Annotated in this window: 11 protein-coding genes and 5 pseudogenes; 2 read left to right on the plus strand and 14 right to left on the minus strand. The window is 59.0% G+C overall.

Annotated elements, in window-relative coordinates:
- Nucleotides 1-12: 12 nt before the first annotated feature.
- From O4H62_RS24180 to O4H62_RS26570, 5 genes and pseudogenes are all read right to left on the minus strand, one after another.
- The gene (locus O4H62_RS24180) at nt 13-2,160 is read right to left on the minus strand and encodes a hydantoinase/oxoprolinase family protein (protein ID WP_269391443.1); all 2,148 of its coding nucleotides are present in this window, start codon (nt 2,158-2,160) and stop codon (nt 13-15) included.
- Nucleotides 2,160-3,809, minus strand: coding sequence for a hydantoinase B/oxoprolinase family protein (locus O4H62_RS24185; protein ID WP_269391444.1), 1,650 nt, complete (start codon nt 3,807-3,809; stop codon nt 2,160-2,162). The genes O4H62_RS24180 and O4H62_RS24185 overlap by 1 nt, the downstream gene beginning before the upstream one ends.
- A gap of 505 nt (nt 3,810-4,314) precedes the next feature.
- Nucleotides 4,315-4,473, minus strand: a pseudogene (locus O4H62_RS24190) (integrase core domain-containing protein); the annotation flags it as partial.
- A 55-nt stretch (nt 4,474-4,528) separates the two neighbouring features.
- A pseudogene (gene istB / locus O4H62_RS24195) lies at nt 4,529-5,340 on the minus strand (IS21-like element helper ATPase IstB).
- Between the two features lie 126 nt (nt 5,341-5,466).
- Nucleotides 5,467-6,483: pseudogene (locus O4H62_RS26570) on the minus strand (DEAD/DEAH box helicase family protein); the annotation flags it as partial.
- Between the two features lie 1,175 nt (nt 6,484-7,658).
- Between O4H62_RS26570 and O4H62_RS24210 the strand changes: the two are divergent.
- A pseudogene (locus tag O4H62_RS24210) lies at nt 7,659-8,084 on the plus strand (ISNCY family transposase); the annotation flags it as partial.
- A 636-nt stretch (nt 8,085-8,720) separates the two neighbouring features.
- Here O4H62_RS24210 and O4H62_RS24215 read toward each other — a convergent pair.
- The 9 genes from O4H62_RS24215 to O4H62_RS24255 form a co-directional block, all read right to left on the minus strand.
- Entirely contained in the window at nt 8,721-10,154 is a 1,434-nt protein-coding gene (locus O4H62_RS24215; RefSeq protein ID WP_269391446.1) for an aldehyde dehydrogenase family protein, read from the minus strand.
- Between the two features lie 76 nt (nt 10,155-10,230).
- Nucleotides 10,231-11,304: an ABC transporter ATP-binding protein gene (locus O4H62_RS24220; RefSeq protein ID WP_269391447.1), complete on the minus strand. Its 1,074-nt coding sequence runs from the start codon at nt 11,302-11,304 to the stop codon at nt 10,231-10,233.
- A gap of 57 nt (nt 11,305-11,361) precedes the next feature.
- Nucleotides 11,362-12,039 (minus strand): GntR family transcriptional regulator, encoded by a 678-nt coding sequence (locus O4H62_RS24225; protein ID WP_269391448.1) that lies wholly within the window; start codon nt 12,037-12,039, stop codon nt 11,362-11,364.
- A gap of 40 nt (nt 12,040-12,079) precedes the next feature.
- Nucleotides 12,080-12,940, minus strand: a complete 861-nt coding sequence (locus tag O4H62_RS24230) for a carbohydrate ABC transporter permease (protein ID WP_269391449.1) — start codon at nt 12,938-12,940, stop codon at nt 12,080-12,082.
- Nucleotides 12,937-13,863, minus strand: coding sequence for a carbohydrate ABC transporter permease (locus O4H62_RS24235; protein WP_269391450.1), 927 nt, complete (start codon nt 13,861-13,863; stop codon nt 12,937-12,939). Before O4H62_RS24235 ends, O4H62_RS24230 begins: the two co-directional genes overlap by 4 nt.
- Nucleotides 13,860-14,396 carry a hypothetical protein gene (locus O4H62_RS24240; protein WP_269391451.1) on the minus strand — a complete coding sequence of 179 codons (537 nt, stop codon included), beginning with the start codon at nt 14,394-14,396 and terminating at the stop codon, nt 13,860-13,862. Before O4H62_RS24240 ends, O4H62_RS24235 begins: the two co-directional genes overlap by 4 nt.
- On the minus strand, nt 14,350-15,948 hold the full coding sequence (locus O4H62_RS24245) for a GMC family oxidoreductase (RefSeq protein WP_269391452.1): 1,599 nt from the start codon (nt 15,946-15,948) through the stop codon (nt 14,350-14,352). The genes O4H62_RS24240 and O4H62_RS24245 overlap by 47 nt, the downstream gene beginning before the upstream one ends.
- A gap of 40 nt (nt 15,949-15,988) precedes the next feature.
- Nucleotides 15,989-17,215, minus strand: a complete 1,227-nt coding sequence (locus O4H62_RS24250; RefSeq protein ID WP_269391453.1) for a mandelate racemase/muconate lactonizing enzyme family protein — start codon at nt 17,213-17,215, stop codon at nt 15,989-15,991.
- 176 nt (nt 17,216-17,391) lie between these two features.
- Entirely contained in the window at nt 17,392-18,675 is a 1,284-nt protein-coding gene (locus tag O4H62_RS24255) for an ABC transporter substrate-binding protein (RefSeq protein WP_269391454.1), read from the minus strand.
- A 385-nt stretch (nt 18,676-19,060) separates the two neighbouring features.
- On the opposite strand from O4H62_RS24255, the pseudogene O4H62_RS24260 reads away from it, so the two are divergent.
- Nucleotides 19,061-19,893, plus strand: a pseudogene (locus tag O4H62_RS24260) (IS3 family transposase); the annotation flags it as partial.
- Between the last annotated feature and the right edge of the window lie 71 nt (nt 19,894-19,964).

Raw genomic sequence — 19,964 nt, forward strand, 5'->3', positions numbered from 1 at the left:
GTTGGTCGTTGGCTAATCGGCTCCCGCCCCGGTCGGGGTGATGAACAGGGCGAGGGTCGGGTGAACTTCGATGACCGCGGACGGGCCAGCGACAATGGTGCATTCGCGCTCCTCGATGATCGCGGGTCCGGCAAAGCGCAAACCGGGCGTGAGCGAAGACCGCTCATAGACCTTGGTCAGGCATGTGCCGTCTATCTCGGGGAAGTAGACCTCACGCGTCGATTTTGCCTCTGGCAGGAGCGCGATGGTGCCAGGGGCGGCTCCAGCTTCCGCCGGGTGCGCGGCTTCCACGGCCGCCGCATGAATGCTGATCGACAACCGGCACGTGATAAGCTCGGGCACTAGATCGCGGTGAACATGCCCATATCGCGCCTGATGGGCGGCATAGAATGCTGAAGCGATCCCGTCGATCACGCGGGCTTCGATGACCTCGCGGGGAATTCCGACCGTCAACTCGCGCCCCTGACCAAAATGGCGCAGGTCCATTTCATAGATGATGTCGGCGGCGGCGATCTGTTCCGGGGGAAGTCCGGTCTCCCGCAGGACAGAGCGCGCCTCTTCCAGCATCTGCGAGAGAACCTGGTCGACGTCCTCCCAGGTAAGCCGATCGAGGCGCCGGGGAAGCGACCGCGAACAATCAAAGCTGACCGGGCTCACCACCAGGCCCAGCGCCGATCCGGCACCAGCCGCGGGCGGCACAATCACCCCCTTCATGCCGAGCTGCCGCGCCAGTTCCCAGGCGTGAATGGGGCCCGCACCGCCGAAGGCGAAGAGAAAGAATTTTTGGGGGTCTTCTCCTTGTTCGGCGATGTGAACCTTGCAGGCCGCCGTCATGTTCTGGTTCACGATGCGGAAGATCCCGCGCGCCAGTTCTCTTGCCGACATTGCCATTGATTCGCCAAGCCGCGCCAGCGCCTGATTCGACGAGGCGCGGCTCAGCTGGATTTGGCCGCCGAGGAAATAGTTGGGGTTGAGATAACCCAGCAGCAGGTTGGCATCAGTCACGGTCGGCTGCTTGCCACCGAGCCCATAGCAAGCCGGCCCCGGCGCACTGCCGGCACTTTCAGGCCCAACCTGCACCAGACCCATCTTGTCGGGCGACGCAATGCTGCCTCCGCCCGCACCGATCTCGATCAAATCTATAATCGGCACCTTCACCGGCAGGCCACTGCCTCGCATCTGCCTGGAAACCCGACCGAATTCGAACTGGTTGGCCTTACGGGCCCGATGGCCCTTGACCAGGCCGAGCTTGGCGGTTGTGCCGCCCATGTCGAACGTGACCAGATCAGGAAGTCCCAGAAGCTTGGAAAAATGGATCGCGGCAAGAACACCTGCGGCCGGGCCGGATTCCAGCATCCGAATCGGCTGCGACTTGACCAGTTCGGCTCCGGCGATCCCGCCCGAGGAGACCATCATCTGCATGCGGCGGCCGAAACCGCTGTCGCACAGCATACCTTCGGTTTTGTCTATATAGCGACGCACAATCGGTTGCACATAGGCATTGGCGGCCGTGGTGCTGGAGCGTTCAAACTCCCGGATCTCTGGAGCAACGACGCTGGACCGGCTGATCTGCACGCCGGGCAACTCCTCGCGCAGAATGCGCTCTGCCTCGATTTCATGAGCTGGATTGATAAACGAATGCAGAAAGACAATAGCGACCGCCTCGACTTTCAGCGCCAGCAATTCGCGCGCGATCTCCCGCAACCTTTCGACATCCAGCGCGACCAGAACCTCACCCTTGGCGGAGATCCTCTCGGGCACGCCAAAGCGGCGCTGTCGCGGAACCAGCGGAGCCGGCATCTCAAGCGACAGCTCGTAATTGTCATAACGCACCTCAGTGCCCATTTCGAGCGTGTCGCGAAACCCCTCGGTAGCGATCAATGCCGTGATCGCACCCTTGCGTTCGATCAGGGCGTTGGTGATCAGCGTGGTGGCATGGATCGCCACACTGAGGTTACCTGCCGAGACTCCGGTATCTGCCAGAAGGCTCAGCAATCCATCGGTGATGCCTCGGGTAGGATCATCCGGTGTGGTCAGGCATTTGCCCAGGCGCATGGTGCCGTCGGCCTCGCTGACCAACGCAAAATCGGTGAAGGTTCCGCCCACGTCGAAACCCAGTCTGTAAGCGTCTGCAGTCATGTCTGGAAGATTCTGGGTCATCAATGGGCCTTCCGCGCAACACCATAGATTTCGACCGCGCAGAGTGTCGAAATATAGCCATTGGCGATATCCCGAGCGATATCCTGGGGATCGCGATCAGTCGGCGCTCCGAAACCGCCGCCACCTGGGAGCTTGAGAGTAAGGATCTGGCCTGCGTTCAGGACGAAAGGCTCGAGCGGCAACGCTTTGTCATCCAGCCAGACTTCTCCCTTGGCGCCGGGTTCACCCCCTTGGATGCCGCGCGCGGGATGGGTCAGTTTGTCCGGCCGCAGGGTCATTCGAGCGTTCTGCGCCCCGTGGGTGCGGATGCGGATGACCTGTCCCAATCCGCCTCGTTTCCGCCCCGCCCCTCCGGAATCTACGCGCAGGGACCGTTCGAGGATCATCAACGGCGACCGGTGCTCGATGATCTCGATGGGGGTAAAGGTGCCATTTCCCGGAAAAGCCATGACGGGATGCCCGTCCATGTCATCGGTTGCGCCTACGCCGCCGTTGGGCAGCACATGAAGCCCGAAGGGTTCGCCGTCACTGTCCTGCCCCGCGCAGGAAATCCACCAAAACGAGCCGCTTCCCGCCTGAACCGCGGCGGGCATCAGGTCCGCCATTGCCTCGAAGATCACGCTATGCAGGTGATAACTGGTCATGGAGCGCCCCCGCACCGGCGCGGGGAACTTCGCGTTCAGTATCGACCCTTCCGGGGCAACGGTCCGCACCGGACGGAAGAGCCCCTCATTGTTGGGGATGTCGCGGGCGAGGAGGCATTTTACCGCGAACATGGAATGCGCATGAGTGACGTTGGATACACAATTGATCGAGGCATCGGCGCGCTGCGGGCTCGACCCCGCGTAATCGAGCTTGATTTCATCACCTCGGACACAAACCGACAGCGCGATATGGGTGGAAGTCTGATACCCGTCGACGTCGATCGCGGCAGGATAGTCGCCATCAGGCAGCGCCGCGATGGCCTGGCGCATTGCATTTTCCGAGCGCTTCAGGATTTCCTCTCCAATGCGGTCGATGCCGCCAGCACCGTAGTCAGCCTCAAATTCGCGGCAGCGGCGGGCCACGATGTCACCGGCTCCGACCAGCGCGCCCAGATCGCCAAGCACCAGCCGCGGATAGCGGGTGTTGGCGCGCAGGATCTTGAACACCACGGCATTCGGTATCCCCGCCTCGTAAAGCTTCACAGGCGGAATGCGCAGACCTTCCTCGTAAACATCGCGTGCGGTCAGCTCGTCGATCCGTCCTCCCACATCGGACACATGCGCAGCACCGGCGTAGAAGGCGATCACACGGCCCTCGTTGAAAATTGGAACGATAACGTAGAAGTCGGGCAGATGACCGTGGCAGATCCAAGGATCATTCGTGAACAGCACGTCGCCTGGCTGGAGTTCTTCCAATGGAAATTCCTCCAGCATCTTGCGCGCGGCGGCTGGCAGCGAGCTCGTGAAGGCCGGAACACAGATTTGCGCTTGGGCGATGGAACGCGCCTTGCTATCGAGCAGGATCACCGCGTAGTCGCGCGAGTCGCTTACCACGGTCGAAAACGACGAATGAAGCAGCGCGACATCAGCTTCATCCATCATCGAGATCATGCGATTCCATTGGATCTGTATGTCGATGGCGTTAAGCAAAGATTGTTTATTCATGTCTGCCTTCTCCAGAGACACGGCTTTCCCGCACGGCGACGCGCCAAGCGCATCCCGCTTAGGTCCACGCGGTGACCGGTGATCTCAAATTCCGACTGCTGACAACAGACAAGCAGCCCAACGCATGGCAGTCGAATTAATATTTCTTCTTAATCCGGATCGCATTATCTATGTATTTGTAATTATGAAATAAAACAGAAATGTCATCCGATCGGATCACTGATCCGTTCGGCATCACTTCAAGTGCGTTTAGGGGTTACTCCCGCCGCCGGGCTACTCCTTGCGCTGGTTTGAGAAAATACCGGGCAGCCCAGAATGGATTGATGCCGCGCTAACAAGTCTTCGGATCGGCGCTGCCACCTGTGTCCTGACCCTCATCCTGGCGACATTGACGCTCCTCGGATTTGGTCGCGACTTCCGTTTCCAGAATACCGCCGAGGCCCTGATTCTGTCTCCCATGACGTGGTCTGCCCCCATCAGGTGGTCCGGCTTGATTGTTAGTGCATCATGGATCTCTGTCCATCGGGACAATGCTTTCCGGCGCGGGCGGGCGGTAGCCCAGAGCGCTATGCGGCCTGACGGTGTTGTAGTGGACACGCCGTTGCTCGATCAGGATTTGCGCCTACCTTAGGCTGTAGTAGATTTCGCCGTTCAGCAGTTCGTTTGTTGATTTCCAGTGAGAACTGACCAGGTATTTCCACCGAGATTTGACCCGCCTTTCAGTTATCTTTCGGGTCTGATGTTGCGGTCAAGTTCCGGTTTTTCTCCTTTGCGTTTTTGGGTTCATGGGCCGAGCTGTTCTTGAAGCGGAAGCTGTCGTTTCCGGTTTCGAGGATGTGGCAGTGATGGGTGAGCCGATCCAGAAGCGCAGTCGTCATCTTGGCGTCGCCAAACACGCTGGCCCATTCGCTGAAGCTGAGGTTGGTGGTGATGATGACGCTGGTGCGCTCATAGAGTTTGCTTAGCAGATGGAAGAGCAAAGCCCCACCTGATGCGCTGAACGGCAGATAGCCAAGCTCATCAAGGATCATGAGATCGGAATGCATCAGGCGATTGGCGAACTGACCTGACCGACCTTGTGTCTTCTCCTGCTCAAGCGCGTTGACCAGTTCGACAGTCGAGAAGAAGCGGACCCGCTTGTGATTGTGCTCGATGGCCTGCACGCCGATTGCAGTGGCGATGTGGGTCTTGCCTGTGCCGGGGCCGCCGGCCAGCACTATATTGTTGGCTTCATCGAGGAAGTCGCATCGATGCAGCTGGCGCACCAGGGCTTCATTGACCTCGCTGCTTGAGAAGTCGAAGCCGTTCAGATCACGATAGGCTGGAAAGCGGGCGTCTTCAGCTGATAGGCTGTTGATCTGACCTCCCTCTCTGCCGTCTCGGCCTTGAGCAGTTGCGACAGGACTGGAATGGCAACCTCAAAGGCTGGCGATCCCTGTTCGGTCAGTTTGCCGACGGCCTGTGCCATTCCATGCATCTTCAGTTGCCGGAGCATGATGACGATAGCGCCGCTCGCAGGGTTATGACGCATGGCGCACCTCCGCAGCCTTCCGCAGGGTGTCGTAGCGTTCGACATTGGCCTTGGGTTCATTGGCGAGCGCCAGGGCCTGCGGCGCATCGATGGAGGGCGGTGTGAAGGATTGTCTGACGTCAGACACTTGGCCTCGCTCTTCTCATCGCCCTTCAGTTCGGCTTCCTCGTTGGTATCGGGACGCTCGCGATAGCAGTGATGGGCCTCGTCGTTGATGACGACGATGTTTTTCATCTGAAGCAGGTCGCCACAGGCCCGTTGCAGCATCTGCCCTTCGGTTTCGAGCTGCTCGATATCGTCATTCTTCCACCCCTTCATGAGCCGCAGGCCGACGGCATTGAGGTCATGCGCTTTGCGACGCTGGAAGACATGGTAGTTGGTGATCTCGATCTTGGCCTTGTTGAGATCGATCATCATATCCTGCGGCACGATCTCCCGTGTGCGGTAGTAGCTGTCGGTGTCCGAGGGCTTGAGGACCCGCAGTCGATCCTTGATCGTGATACCTGGCGCGACAATCAGAAACCCCCGCGAAAACAGACTGGAATTGGGCTGGCGCGCAGCATTGATCGCCTGTCAGGCAATCAGCATGGCCATGACAGTGGTTTTGCCGGCGCCGGTTGCGAGCTTTAGCGCGATGCGGCACAGATCGGGATTGGCATCCCGGTTCGCCTCTTCGAGATGGCGAAAGATATGTGCATATTGTATTCTATTGTGGGCGACCTCGTCGAGCCAAATGGCTGCCTCGACCGCTTCGACTTGGCAAAAGAACGGGCGAGGCCCCGAGAAGCCATCTGATCGCCAGTGTTGAAGCAGCCGTTGGGTTGTTGGCGTTACGCCCCAGTCATTCGGGTTGGGCAATGACCGCCAGGTCCCGACATTCCCCCTAATTTCATTGATCAGTTTGGAGAGGTTGTAGCTGTTCGCGCCTTGGTCCTGCTGATCAAGATCGAGGGAGGTCTGCTTCTTCAGCTGGTTCTTGGTCCGCCTGCTTCTGGGCACCGGCGCAACATACTCCGAGCGCCGACGACCTTCGATGGGCGGATGGTCGAGAGGCTCCCCGCTTTCAGCCAGAGCGTGATGGCGAGACGGCGCAACGTAAGGGGAGTTGAGAATCGGCTCAGCGTAGAATGGCTCGTCATCTATGTTCCCCCCAGGAATCAATTCACCCAATCAATCCAAATGCATCCAACATTGCAACCTGGAATGCAGACACGGTACTATCTGCAGTCTTATGATGCGGAAATCATTTCCGCATCCGTGCAGGAATTCATAGCAAAGGACCCAGCCGCCGGTCACGCGGATCGCGATGGTCTGAAAGATGAAGGGCTTCTACGCCCGCGCTCTTATGTGTGGAGGCGCACGGCAAGCGGCTCTAATGAATGGTCGTGTTCAAGAAGGGCAGGTGGAGCGATAGGGGACATGGCGGCGACGACCCTATTGCAGCCTGAGGTTCTCGCCGAACACAGCGCGCCGTGAGCGCATTCGAGTTGAAATCACGAGTAGTAAATTTGTAACGTAGAAATAATACTAACTCTGCCTGTCCTGCCGACCATATTTATGGCTTGCGATCGATATGCATCCGGTGTATCTGTTGGAGCGTCGTCAATAGGCTGTCAGTTTCAAATTAGTTATAACTGTCAATCTACTAGGAAAAATTGGGCTAGTATCCCTCTCTCTTCGCCATTATTTGCCATCAAAAACTGTAACTAATGCTTCTTTTGGAATGAAGTGGGTCGCGGCCCAACCTTTATCCCTTACCGAGCATATTGCTGCCGTCGATTCGCGACACAAAAAACGAATCCATGAGGCAGTAGCGCTTGGTGCGAATCTCACTTCTCTTTCTTCCTTGCTGCGCAGGACTCGCAGTAAGCCTCCTCCCGATCGAGATAAGGAGAGGCCTCTCAATCGCACCATGAAAATCGTCTCAGTTCAGCGTTTAAAAGTCTCACCCCGGTTTTCGCTCAGGGTTCACGTGCATTGTCGTCGCCGTTTGGCGGATGCCGGCGCGATGCCCTTGCGTCGGGCCGGTGCGGCGATGGTGGCGATCCCGCCCGACGCCACGCGACGGAATCGGTACGTGGGATTCGGCTCCGTTGGAAGAAACAATGCCCGACAGCGGCCGCCGGACGATCAGTTGCTGATGGTGAACGCCGGTGGCGGTTCATAATTGCCTGACGCCCGAGCCTGGCTTCGAATCATCGCCCAGCGGTTGGTCTCCCCCTTCTGAGACGCTGCAGATGTCCAGGAAGCAGCGGATGAGGAGATGCCCGTGATCCCCGACTGATGGCGACTTCACCTAGACACTCCTGCAATCCGCCTTGCAGCACCGGGAGCAGCGCTATGCCGGATCGCAGCTGACATTTTCGTTTGAACGAAAACGGATCATGCTTGAGGAGACCGAGGTGACTCGCGGTCGGGTTGGAAAATATGCCGAAACCTATGCCTATACGGACGGACGCCTGGATGTGCACTGGAAAGGCTACTCCCTGCCCGACACGATGTTCGACAAGGATCAGCCGGTGACGCATGCAGCCGTCACCGAGAACAAGCGGCTCGGTGATACCCTGGCATATGCCAAGGAACGGCAAGCGTCGCAGGACAAGCCGACGGTCAAGAGCAACCGCGACAAGAATGGCTACGTCAAACCCACCCGCAAGCCGCGGCGACGGACGGACTTCATCAACGATCCTGCGGTGATTGCGCGGCGAAAGAACGCGCTGTCGCGGCAGAAAGCTGCAGAGTGACGTTTTGGTCGGAGGTCTCAAGGCTAAAGCAGAATGGGTGTTCCCCACCCGCCCCGATCTCACCTTGCAACCCGGACCAGCCGGTCAGATCGGGGCTGGTCGGCGTGCCGTTTGGCAGCTCAAAGTGACATCCGTGCTTTGCGCAGCGGCGGACATTTCAATCTAGCGGCCACACATCTGTAGCGGCTATAGGTGGCCGGCAAGGGATGCGACCGTCTCGCCTCTCGACTGACTGGTCAATATCAATGTTGGGAGCAAGGATGACGGTCGCGTCGCCTTAACTCGGGTTTGCACAGAATGCCCACCATGGGCCTGCTTCATGAGGCCGCCGACAGAGCGATTCGCTCCAAACCGCCATCGCGGCAGCGCGGAAATCGGCGGCGTTCGGATGTTTGCGGTGAAGATGGAAAAGATTGGCGACCAGGCCGTGGAAATACCGCCCGATATGTCAAGGCAACGCTACCGTTTGACGCTCTGGCAGCTGCCTTCTGACCGCGTATCCGAATCGGCTCTTTCTCCGCCATATCCAGTATTCGCAACAGAGCCGGATATTGGCGGCTGAGTATTCAGTTGCAGGTGAACGTCACAAGAAACGGACCTTCGTATTCAACCCGATCCTCCAATCGGGAAAAGGGCTTATTTCCAGCCAGATACAGATTTGACCACCAGGAATTCCTCCAGGCCCCAGACGCCCCCTTCCCTGGCGCCGCCGGAATGGCGGACACCTCCGAAAGGAGATCCTGCCCCGCGCGGCTGGCCGTTCATCTCGACCATTCCGGAGTTCAGAAGCCGGGCCAACCGCTTGCGCCGTTCTCCGTCACCGCTCTGAACGTAGTTCGTCAGACCATAGGGCGTGTCGTTGGCGATCCGGACCGCATCTTCCTCATCCTCAAAGGGAATGATCGACAGCACCGGCCCGAAGATTTCCTCGCGCGCGATCCGCATATCGTTGCTGACATCGGCAAAAACGGTCGGCCGGACGAAGTAGCCACTGTTGAAGCCCGCCGGACGTCCGCAGCCGCCGGCGACAAGCCGGGCACCTTCGCCGATCCCCGCCTCGATCAGCGATTGGATCTGTTCGTATTGCCGCGCCGACACGACCGGGCCGATATGGGCGCCTTCATCGCTCGACAGACCCACCGTCGTCGCTTCGGCCACCTGCCGCGCACTCTCCACCGCCCGCTCATAGGCAGACAGTTCGACAAGCATGCGCGTGGGCGCATTGCAGCTCTGGCCGCTGTTCATGAAGCACTGACGGACGCCGCGTTCAACGGCCTGTTCATCAGCGTCGGCGAAGACGAGGTTGGCGCCCTTGCCGCCGAGTTCAAGCGCAACCCGCTTGAAGCTGTCGGCCGCGCCGATGATGACACTGCGACCGGCCCGCGTCGATCCGGTAAAGCTGATCATGGTCACATCAGGGTGTGCGACGAGCCGAGCACCGGCAACCTGGCCGTCACCCTGGACAAGATTGAACACACCTGCCGGAACGCCGGCCTCGTCGATGATCTCGGCCAGCAGCTGGGACGACAGCGGCGCGAACTCCGAAGGCTTGAGCACCATGGTGCAGCCGGCCAGCAGCGCCGGAATGACCTTCAGCGCGACCTGGCTCATCGGCCAGTTCCACGGGGTGATCAGGCCGACAACGCCGATCGGCTGCAGCAGGATCCGGTCGCCGGGCGCATGGGGGCCGAGCGGACGGACGAACTCGAAATGCTTCATCGCCTCAAGAAAATTGTTCATATGACGCAATGCGGCGGGTGCCTGGCGTGTTCTCGCCAGTTCCATTGGCGCACCCATCTCATCCGAGATCGCTTTCGTCATTTCTTCGCTGCGCGCGGTGTAGATTTGCTGCATTCGCTCTATCAGGGCAATGCGGGCTGCCGGGTCGGTGCCAGCCCAACCAGGAAATGCCGCACGGGCCGCGGCCACGGCGGCATCGACATCATGAACGTCGCCAAGAGCGACGGAGCCTATCAGTTGCTCGGACGATGGATCGATCATGGTGTGCGTCATGCCCGAGTGAGCCGACACCCACTGGCCGCCGATGTAGAATTTCTGCAACTCGCGCACTCTTCCAGACTCCTTGTCTCAATTTATCGGCGTCATGTCGTTGGTGCCATTTCGCCGGAATGTCCGTCAGTAGGACTCAGGCCACGTCTTCCATCTCGGCCACGACCGGTACCGGTGCGGCATCGAAAAAGTGGATGAACTGCGGATCGACATTAAGGTGAATGGTTTCGCCCGGCAGTGTGGACGTTCGTCCGCGAATGAGCACACGAATGGTCTTTCCTGCGAGGCGGGCCGTGATCTGGGTCTCCGACCCCGTCGGCTCGATCACGGAAGCCAATGCCGGCCAGCCGGTAGCGCCGATGGTAAAGTGTTCCGGACGGATGCCGATGGTGGCGCGCGTCCGCCCCTTCGGATCGGCTTCCGGCAGGGTCAGCACTGTGCCATCATCGAGTGCAAAAGTGGTCTTGTCGAGGAGGTCGCCTTCGAGGAAATTCATGGGTGGCGAACCGATGAATGCGGCCACGAACAGGCTTGCCGGATTGTCATAGAGCTCCAACGGCGAGCCCACCTGCTCGATGACTCCACCATTCATCACTACTACGCGATCCGCAAGTGTCATCGCCTCGATCTGGTCATGGGTAACGTAGATGGTCGTTGTCTTGAGACGCTGGTGCAGTTCCTTGATTTCGGAGCGCATCTGTACCCGAAGCTTGGCGTCCAGATTGGAAAGCGGCTCATCGAACAGAAATACATTCGGGTTCCTGACGATCGCCCGTCCCATGGCGACGCGCTGGCGCTGGCCCCCCGACAATTGTCGCGGCTTGCGATCGAGAAGCTGTTCCAGGCCAAGGATTCGCGCCGCGTTGTCAACGCGTTCCGCAATTTCCGGTTTTGAAACACGACGCTGGCGCAACGCAAAGCCCATATTATCGCGAACATTCATGTGCGGGTAGAGCGCATAGTTCTGAAAAACCATCGCAATGTCACGATCCTTGGGCGCGACGCCGTTGACCACGCGATCGCTGATCAGGATTTCGCCTCCAGTGATGTCCTCGAGACCGGCGATCATGCGCAACAGGGTGGACTTTCCACATCCCGAAGGGCCGACCAGGGCGACAAACTCACCGTCTTCGATATCGATCGACACGCCATGGAGCACCTCGATCGACCCATAAGACTTGCGCACATCGCGAATTTGCACCGTACCCATTCAGTAATCCTCCCGTTTTCGCTCGCTTGAGTGCGGGCCAGGGGCAAGTCCGCGGACTTACCGTTGTTTTGCTTGAACCGGCATCCCGCTGATCATTTTGATCAGGAATTCGCCGGTGTTCTTTTCGTGCTTCTTGACCATATCCGCCGCGCCCGCGAAATCGCCCGCGCGGAGCATGTCGCGAACACGCTTGTGCTCTTCCAGCGCGTCGCCAAGACGGTGATGCTGCGGTGGAATGCCGTGGCGTTGTGCTGACATCTGCCCGTGCATGTTTTCAATCAGTCGTCGGCACCAGGGCGATTGCGGACTGTCGCAAAGCAGTTCGTGGAATTCGTAATTCTTCTCCGCAACAAGCTCGTAATCCTTGCGCTGCAGAGCCTCGGCATAGGCCTCAATGTTCCGGTCGATCCTGTCGAGACGGTCGGCATCAAAATTCCGCGCCCCAAGTTCAATGGCAAGTCCGCAAACAAGGCCGCGCAATGCGCTGATCTCCTTGATCTGCTCCGTTCTCAGACCTTGCACGACGGCGCCGACATGATTCTGGATATCGAGCCAACCCTCGGACGCAAGGCTCCGGATCGCCTCGCGGATCGGGGTTTCACTGATGCCGAGCGCGGTCGAGACTTCCCGCGTCGTTATCCGATCTCCGGGTCCGACGGTGCCATTGAGGATCATCGATTGAATGTGCCGCCGCGCAAGCTCGGCCTTTGTCATATAAGTGTTGGAATGGTCCATCGACTTGATCCAGTTCAGGTTGGAAGGGACAGCCAGTTTTCTATCCCTTCGTCGCTCCTTCCGCCAATCCCTTGATCAGCCACTTCTGAACCAGGAGCGCGAAGACCACGACGGGGATCACTGTAATGGTGCCAACAGCGGTCAGGGCGGCCCAGTTGGCCCCATTGACGGTGTCACCGGCGATGCCCGCGATCGCCACCGGAATCGTCGAGGCGTGGCGGTTGGTCAGCACCAGTGCGAAGAGCAGTTCCTCCCAGGCCAGGATCATGGAGAAGATCAAGGTGGACAGCACACCGGGCAATGAGATTGGCAGGATAATCTTGAAGAAGGCGCCGTAGCGGGAGCATCCGTCGATCATCGCCGATTCCTCGAGCTCGCGTGGCAAGCCCATGAAGAAGCTCCGCATCAGCCACATGACATAGGGAATAAGGAAGGTGCTGTAGGCCAGGATCAAGGTGATGTGCTTGTCGATCAGGCCGAATTTGCGGGCGACAAGAAACATCGGCACCGCCAGCGCGATCGGCGGCACGCCGCGCGACAGGAGAATGAGCAGGCCGAATGTCGCCGCGCCACGCAACCGGATGCGGGCAAGCGCATAGCCCGCCATCGTGCCGACGACGATCGAAAGCAGCCCGGCTCCGGTGGCGACTATGATCGTGTTGATCAAGCGGTTTACGATATCGGCGCGCTGCATGTATTCGATATAGGCCGCCAGTGTCGGCGTGAAAAAGAACTTCGGCGGCGTTGTGAAGATGTCGACCTGGTCCTTGAACGAGGTCAGGATCATCCAGTAGATCGGGAAAAGGAAGACAAGGCTGATGACAACGCCCCCGGCGATGCGCAGCTTGTGTCCGAGCGTGCTTGCCGAGCGACGCGGCATCGATGTGAGGACCGAGCTCAAAACAGTTCCTCCAACTTGCGGCTGGCTCGCAGGAACAACCCGGTCAGCACCATGGTCAGCACCAGTACGATCACCGCCATCGCCGCTGATTCCGCAAAGCGCAGCGAACGAAACGCCTCTTCATAGATAAACAGATTGATGACGTTGGTGGCCTTGCCGGGCCCGCCATATGTGGCTGCGAGCACGATATCAAACATCTTCACCGCGCCGAGCCATCGAATGACGAAGGTGGCGGCGATCACTGGCACCAGAAGGGGCACGGCCACCGACCACAGCGTCGACCACCAATTGGCTCCATCGATTTTCGCAGCTTCGAAGACGTCCTTCGGCAACGCCAGCAGAGCGGCAGTTGCGATCAGCACGATGAAGGGGGTCCAGCGCCACGTATCGATAATGATGACTGCAGCCATGGCGAGGGTTGGATTGCCGAACCAGTCAAGCGGGCCGATGCCGATGAAGCCGAGCCAATGGTTCATGATGCCCCAGAGCGGATCGAGAATCATGCGCCACATGCCGCCGGCGACCACCGGAGCAACGACCATCGGAATGATGAAAAGCGCCCGGATGACCCCACGCCCGGACCATTCAGCATTGATCAGATAGGCGATCCCGAAGCCGAGAACGACCTGCAGGGGAAGCGCGAATGCCAGATAGATCATCGTCACCTTGAGCGATTCCCAGAAGCGGTAATCATCGATCACCTCAAGGTAGTTTTCCCACCCCACCCATTCGCCGGCACTGAAGCTGGCGATGTCGAACCGCGAAAAGCTGATGTCGATCGTATAGAAGATCGGATAGGCCAGCATGGTAACAAGGAGCAGAACCGCAGGAAACATGAACGACCAGCGCACCAGAAGATCACTGCTCTGCCCGCGCCGGCTCGAGCGTTTTTGCCTGACGGCTTTCCCAGTGTCGTTGCTCATGAGCTTTCCTCCATCAAACCCGTATCTCGATAGATCTTGCCGCGCGCCCGGACCGGATCGAGCATCGACCAGTCGCCCTCCTTGACCTTGTAGCCGATTGGAAAGGGCGGCCGGGCCTCCATTCCGATCGAAGCCATGACACGGTCATCACGGTAGTAACAACGGGCAACCGCAGCTTCGATCGCGGCTGCGAGGTCAGGCCTGGCGGTGCGAAACTCCATCAGGCGCTTCACCTGTCCGGCTTCCGGCAACTCCACCAGAGAGCCGCCGGCCATGGCATCCACAATATCCAACGCTTCCTGCAACAAAGCCCGGTCACGGTCGATCGACTGCAGGATATCGGTGAAGATGATTGGATCATCGGCGCCCGGAACGCCATATTCCGCACTTGCCGGAATCATCTGGCGCGCGATGCAGCGGAGCGTCTGCTGCGCATTGGCTGAAAGGTCACCGGTATCTCCATGTCTGTCGGTCATCATCGCGCGCTCAATCAAAGAGGTTGTGGATACGTTTTTTGATTTGGTCGGCCACATAAAGCGCAACGGCTTGAATCGTCGACGTCGGGTTGACGCCGCCCGACGTGACGAACACGCTACCATCGACGATGAACAGGTTTTTTACGTCGTGGCTGCGGCCCCATTCATTGACCACCGAGCGTTCGGGGTCCTTGCCCATGCGCGCCGTTCCCATCAGATGCCAGCCGGCATAGGGCAAAGGCGCCCTGCTGGTGATATCGCGCGCGCCGGCAGCCTTGAGAATGTCCTTGCCCCTGGCGATTGAGTGATCGAGCATCCGGCGGGAGTTTTCAGAGAGGCGGTAATGAATCTTCGCGGCAGGGATCCCGTCTGCATCCTTGAGATCCGGATCGAGCGTAACCCGGTTGGTCTCCTCGGGCAGATCCTCGCAGACCGAAACCATGCCTGCGCTGTGATTGAACAACCGGCGGAATGCAGCGTGATGCCCGTCACCCCACGGCAACAGTCCATCCGCCATTCCGTTGATGGCGGTGCGCACCGGACCCAAGCCCCTCGAAAACTGGAAACTGTAGCCCCGAACGAAGTCCCGCGACGGATCTGTCTCGTAGAATTCCATGCTCCAGGTGCAGATCGGCGACCCGCGATAACCATCGAGAGGTTCATCGAAATGACCGCGGACCTGGGCATAGGGGTGGAGCATCAGGTTCTTGCCAACCAGCCCGCTGGAATTGGCCAGCCCGTCGGGAAAACGCTCCGATGCCGAATTGAGCAGGATGCGCGGCGTGCCGATGCCGTTGCAGGCCATGATCACAATCTCCGCTGACTGGAATTGCTCCCGGCCGTCAGCGTCAAAATAGAAGGCGCCCGTCGCCATGCCTTCTTCATTGGTTTCGATGCGGCTGACGCGGCACCGGGTGCGCAATTCGATCCGGGACCGGATCGCTTCCGGCCAGTAGGTCACGTCAGTGCTGCCCTTGGCGCCCTGGGCACAGCCAGACCCACATTGACCAAGGTTGATACAAGGAGCGCGCCCCTCATATTCCTGCGTCACAATGGCCGCATCGGAGGGCCACCAGTGCCAGCCAAGTCCGTTCATGGCGGCACCGAGCACTTCGCCTGTACGGCCCAGGGGAATGGGCCGCATCAGCGAATCCTTGGGAGGGTAGGCCGGATCGCCGGCAAGGCTTGAAACACCCATCATCCGATCATTCAGCGCATAGAAGGGTTCGAGCGTCTGGTAATCGATCGGCCAGTCGTCAGCGACACCATCAAGGCTGCGGACACAAAAATCCGAAGGATGAAGTCGGGGAAAATGAGCGGCATAGAAGATCGTGCCCCCGCCCACGCCATTGAAATTGGCAATCTTGATGGGCGAGTCGTCGTCATTGACCGGATAATCGGCGGCCAGCCCTCGGCGGTTCGGGCTGATGGCAAAATCTTCCATGGTCCGGGCTTCCCAGTCCCGCCCGGTGCTGGGGAGTTCGGACGATTTGACCCACCCTCCCTGCTCCAGGCAGAGAATGCGCATTCTGGTCTCGGCAAGGCTCCACGCAACCGCCGCGCCGGATGCGCCCGCTCCAATGATCAGAACGTCAACAGGTTCATTCATCGCATTCTTCCACATTACCGCGTCCCGTTGCTGTCACTGATTACAGTGACAGCCGGGGGATCGAAACTCGCTTGGGCATGCCAACAGTCGGCAATGGCGGATATTTGGCCAGAGCAGATTCTATCGGCTCGGTGCCCCATCCCGGACGATCCGGCACGATCAAATGACCGTCCTTGATCTCGGGGACATGGCTAAAGATTTCCGTGTCCCAGGCAATGCGATCAATGTCGATTTCCATGATCCGCATGTTCGGCACGACGGCGCTGAAATGCGCATTCATCATCGTACAGAGATGACCGTAGAAATTGTGGCTGGCCACGTTGACCTCATAGGCTTCCGCGGCTGCGGCGATCTTGAGCGATTGCCAAACGCCGTTCCACGGAGTGTCGATGATGGCGACATCAACGGCTTGCTCGCGGAAGAACGGCAGGAACTGCTGCAGGCCGATCAGCGTCTCGCATGAGGAAATCGGGTGACGACTGTTCGCGCGAATGTAAGCAAGAGCTTTCGGATCCAGCGTATCAATCTCGACCCAGAAGAGATCAAGATCCTCGATCTCGCGCAACATGCTGAGAAAACCCTCGGTCTTTCCGTTGAAGTTGAGATCGAGCAGGATATCGATATCGGGGCCGGCTTCCTCGCGCATGATTTCGAGGTGCTTGCGGAGATCCTTGCGTGTCTTGCGTTCGACATTCCGGCCGGGCTCATGAGGGCGGCTGAATCCCGGAGACCAGCCTTCGATCCGGTTCTGATCGTCATAGTGAAAGATATTGGTCTTCAGCGCCGTGAAACCCTTTTCGCCGACCTCGCGGGCGATCTGGCGGACACCGTTGATGTCGACGATACCCGGTGTGAAGTGCTCCGTGCGCGTGCGGTAGGAGACGCAATGCGACCAGTAGACCCTGATCTGGTCTCGAACCTTGCCTCCGAGGAGCACGTGGCACGGCACATCCAGGGCCTTTGCCTTGACGTCAAGAAGCGCGTTTTCGATCGCCCCCAGCGCCTGTCCGACAACCCCGCCGGAACCGGGCCGGGTTACGTTTCTGAGATCTTCACGGATATGCTCGTGATACATTGCGCTTTGGCCGATCAGGCGATGCGCAAGCTCGTTGATCACGGCGCAAACGCCGGGCGAGCCGAAATTCTCATCGAATTCGCTCCAACCGACTATTCCATCCTCGGTGGTGATCTTCAGAAAATAATAGTTGCGCCAGGAGTTGCTGCAGGAGAGCGTTTTCACCTCACTGACAATTGCTTTCGTCGGCATCATATTCCCCAATCAAGAATGGGCGCGGTAATCACGCCCATAGCCATGCAACGCCTCATGCAGGGACGCTGTCGCGCCCTGTCTCTTGCGTTCAGGCCGGTTGCTAGAAATCAAAATCGTTTATCGCGAGATTGGCGTCATGGGCGCGCCTGGCGCCCATGACGGATTTGCACCTGCTATTTCAGGGCTTTGGCAATCTTCTCGGCGGCAACACCGAGCGCTTCCTCGGCGCTTGCCTGGGAGGCAAGGCCGCGAGCCACCTCGTCTGCCAGGATCTGCTGGGCGGCATCGGACTTCGGGCTGCGAATGCGCCACATGCCACCGTCACCAGCAACCTCATAGGCGTGTTGCAATGCTGCATAGACCGGTCCAAGCCAAGGCTCGGCCGGGGCACCGGTGAGCGTGGATTTGCGGGCCGGGAAAGAGCCCACCAGCGACGCGTTGATGCTCTCGCCCTGCTTCGAGGAGAGCCACTGAAGGAAAGCCCACGAAGCCTCCAGGTTCTTGGTCTTGCTGCCGATACCGGCAATCCAGATACCGCGATGTGTTCCGGCCTGGACGTCGCCCACAGGCAAGACCTGAATACCGACCTCGTCCACGGTCAAGGTTGTCGACTTCGGATCGACCGCCGTCGACTTGTAGACGCTGCCCCAGTTGAAAAGATTGGCGACCAGCCCCTGGCGGAACGCCTGCAGGGAATCGGAGAACCCGTGACCCAGCGCACCGGGCGGCGCGTAGTCCAACAGGCGCTTGTGGGTTTCGAGCGACTTGGCACCGACCTCGTCGGCAAAGGCGGGCGCGCCTGAATCGTCAAGCAGTCTGCCGCCATTTGCATTGAGGATCGATTGCCAGATCGTCGGCGTCAGCGAATCGCGGACGAAATAGGTATCGACCGCCCAGACGTCAGCATTGCCATCGCCATTTGTGTCGCGCACCAGTTTCTCGGCATCGCTGAAGAACTCATCCCAGGTTTGCGCCGGCGTCGGCTCAGGCAGCCCGGCAGCCTTGTACAGGGACCGATTGTAGAAACGGAGCAGCACATTAGAGCGCACTGGAACGGCGTATTGGATACCCTTCCATTCACCGGCAGCCAAGGGAGCGGCATTGAAGTCGTCCCAGTCGTAGCCCGCATCGGTCAGGGCAGAGACTTTTTCGCCCTTCAGGTCGGCAAGTGCGCCGATCTCGGCAAGCTGAGGAACCCATGGGTCATCAACCAGAAGCACATCGTATTCAGGCTCCGGGCTGGTGGCATCGAGCATCATCTTGGCCAACAGTTCGGCGTAAGGCACGCCATCGAAAGTGACTTGCACGTTCGGGAATACCTTGTTGAACTCGGGCACAAGCATAGTCTGCCAAGTGCTGGCGAAGGCCTCATTGGCCATGATCCTGACTTCGACGGGACTGTCGGCAGTTCCCAGACCGTCCTGCGCCTTCGCCGATGTCAGCGGCATCATCGCCATAATCAGGATTCCGGCCGCCCCCGCGAGTACGTTTCTGCGTCCCGCCCTGGTTCTCATATTGATGCAGTTCACGATGTCATCCTCCGTGCTCGTGTTGTCACATTATGTATTCTATAGAATATAGAATTGCTCGCTGTCAATGTGGCTCATCCACTATTTGCCGGGAGGCGCCCGAACCCGCTTTTCCTTTCAGCCCCGCAATGAGATTGATGGCGACGGCCCTGATGCCAGAACCGATGAACCGCGGGCACACGGATAGGCGCTGGCTGACGAGTGATCACAGATTTGCTCCTGGGCCGAATTCGGAGGGGTTTCGCCGCTGGCCTGCCCCCTGAAAAGTGATGCTTTTTGAAGTATGGCTTTGGAGCCGAAGACGGACATTGAGATGGCAGGCAAAAGACATAAGGCAGAAGCGATCGTCATGAAGCTTCGTCGGGTTGACGTGCTGAATGGGCGGGGGAAATCGATGGGGAGGCGATCCGTTCGATTGGCGTGACGGAAGTTGCATTTTATCGATGGCGGACAGAATACGGCGGCCTGAAGGGCGATCAGGTGAAACGCCTGAAAGAGCTGGAGACCGGGAATGCACGGCTCCGGCGGAAGGTTTCCGATCTAACCCTGGACAAAATGACCCTTTGCGGAGGCTGCCGGGGGAAACTTCCAAGCGCCGCCCGCCGTCGTGCTTGCGTAGATCATGTCACCGAAGAGCTGGGCGTGTCCGAACGACAGGCATGCCGGTTTCTCGGTCAACATCATTCCGCGTAGCGCAAAATCGCAAAGACAGCGGATGACGAAGTGGCATTGACCGCCGACATCACGGCGCTTGCGTTCCAGTATGGCCGATATGGCTATCGTCGCATCACGGCGATGCTGCTCCAGGCAGGCCGGGTTGTGAACGTCAAACGGGGCGAGCGGATATGGCGGTGTGAGGGACTGAAGGTTCCATCCAAACAACCCAGGCGCGGCCGGCTTGGGATGAACGACAGCTTCTGCATCCGGCTTCAGCCGGAATACCCCAACCCTGTCTGGTCTTATGATTTTGTCGAGGACCGCACGCACAATGGAGGGAAAATCCGCATGCTCAATGTGATCGACGAGTTCACGCTAGAGTTCATCGCCATCAGGGTCGAGAGAAAGCTGAAGGCTGTTGATGTCATCGACGTGCTCTCCGCTCTCTTCATCCTGCGGGGCATCCCTGGACATATTCGTTCTGACAACGTCCTATGTCGGGAAATTCTGGCTGCTTAGGTCAGCAGGTCGTGTGGCACCCGGCTGTCCGGATACCGTGA

Origin of the sequence: Parahoeflea alexandrii (assembly GCF_027214025.1) — a bacterium.
Taxonomy (GTDB): Bacteria; Pseudomonadota; Alphaproteobacteria; order Rhizobiales; family Rhizobiaceae; genus Hoeflea; species Hoeflea alexandrii_A.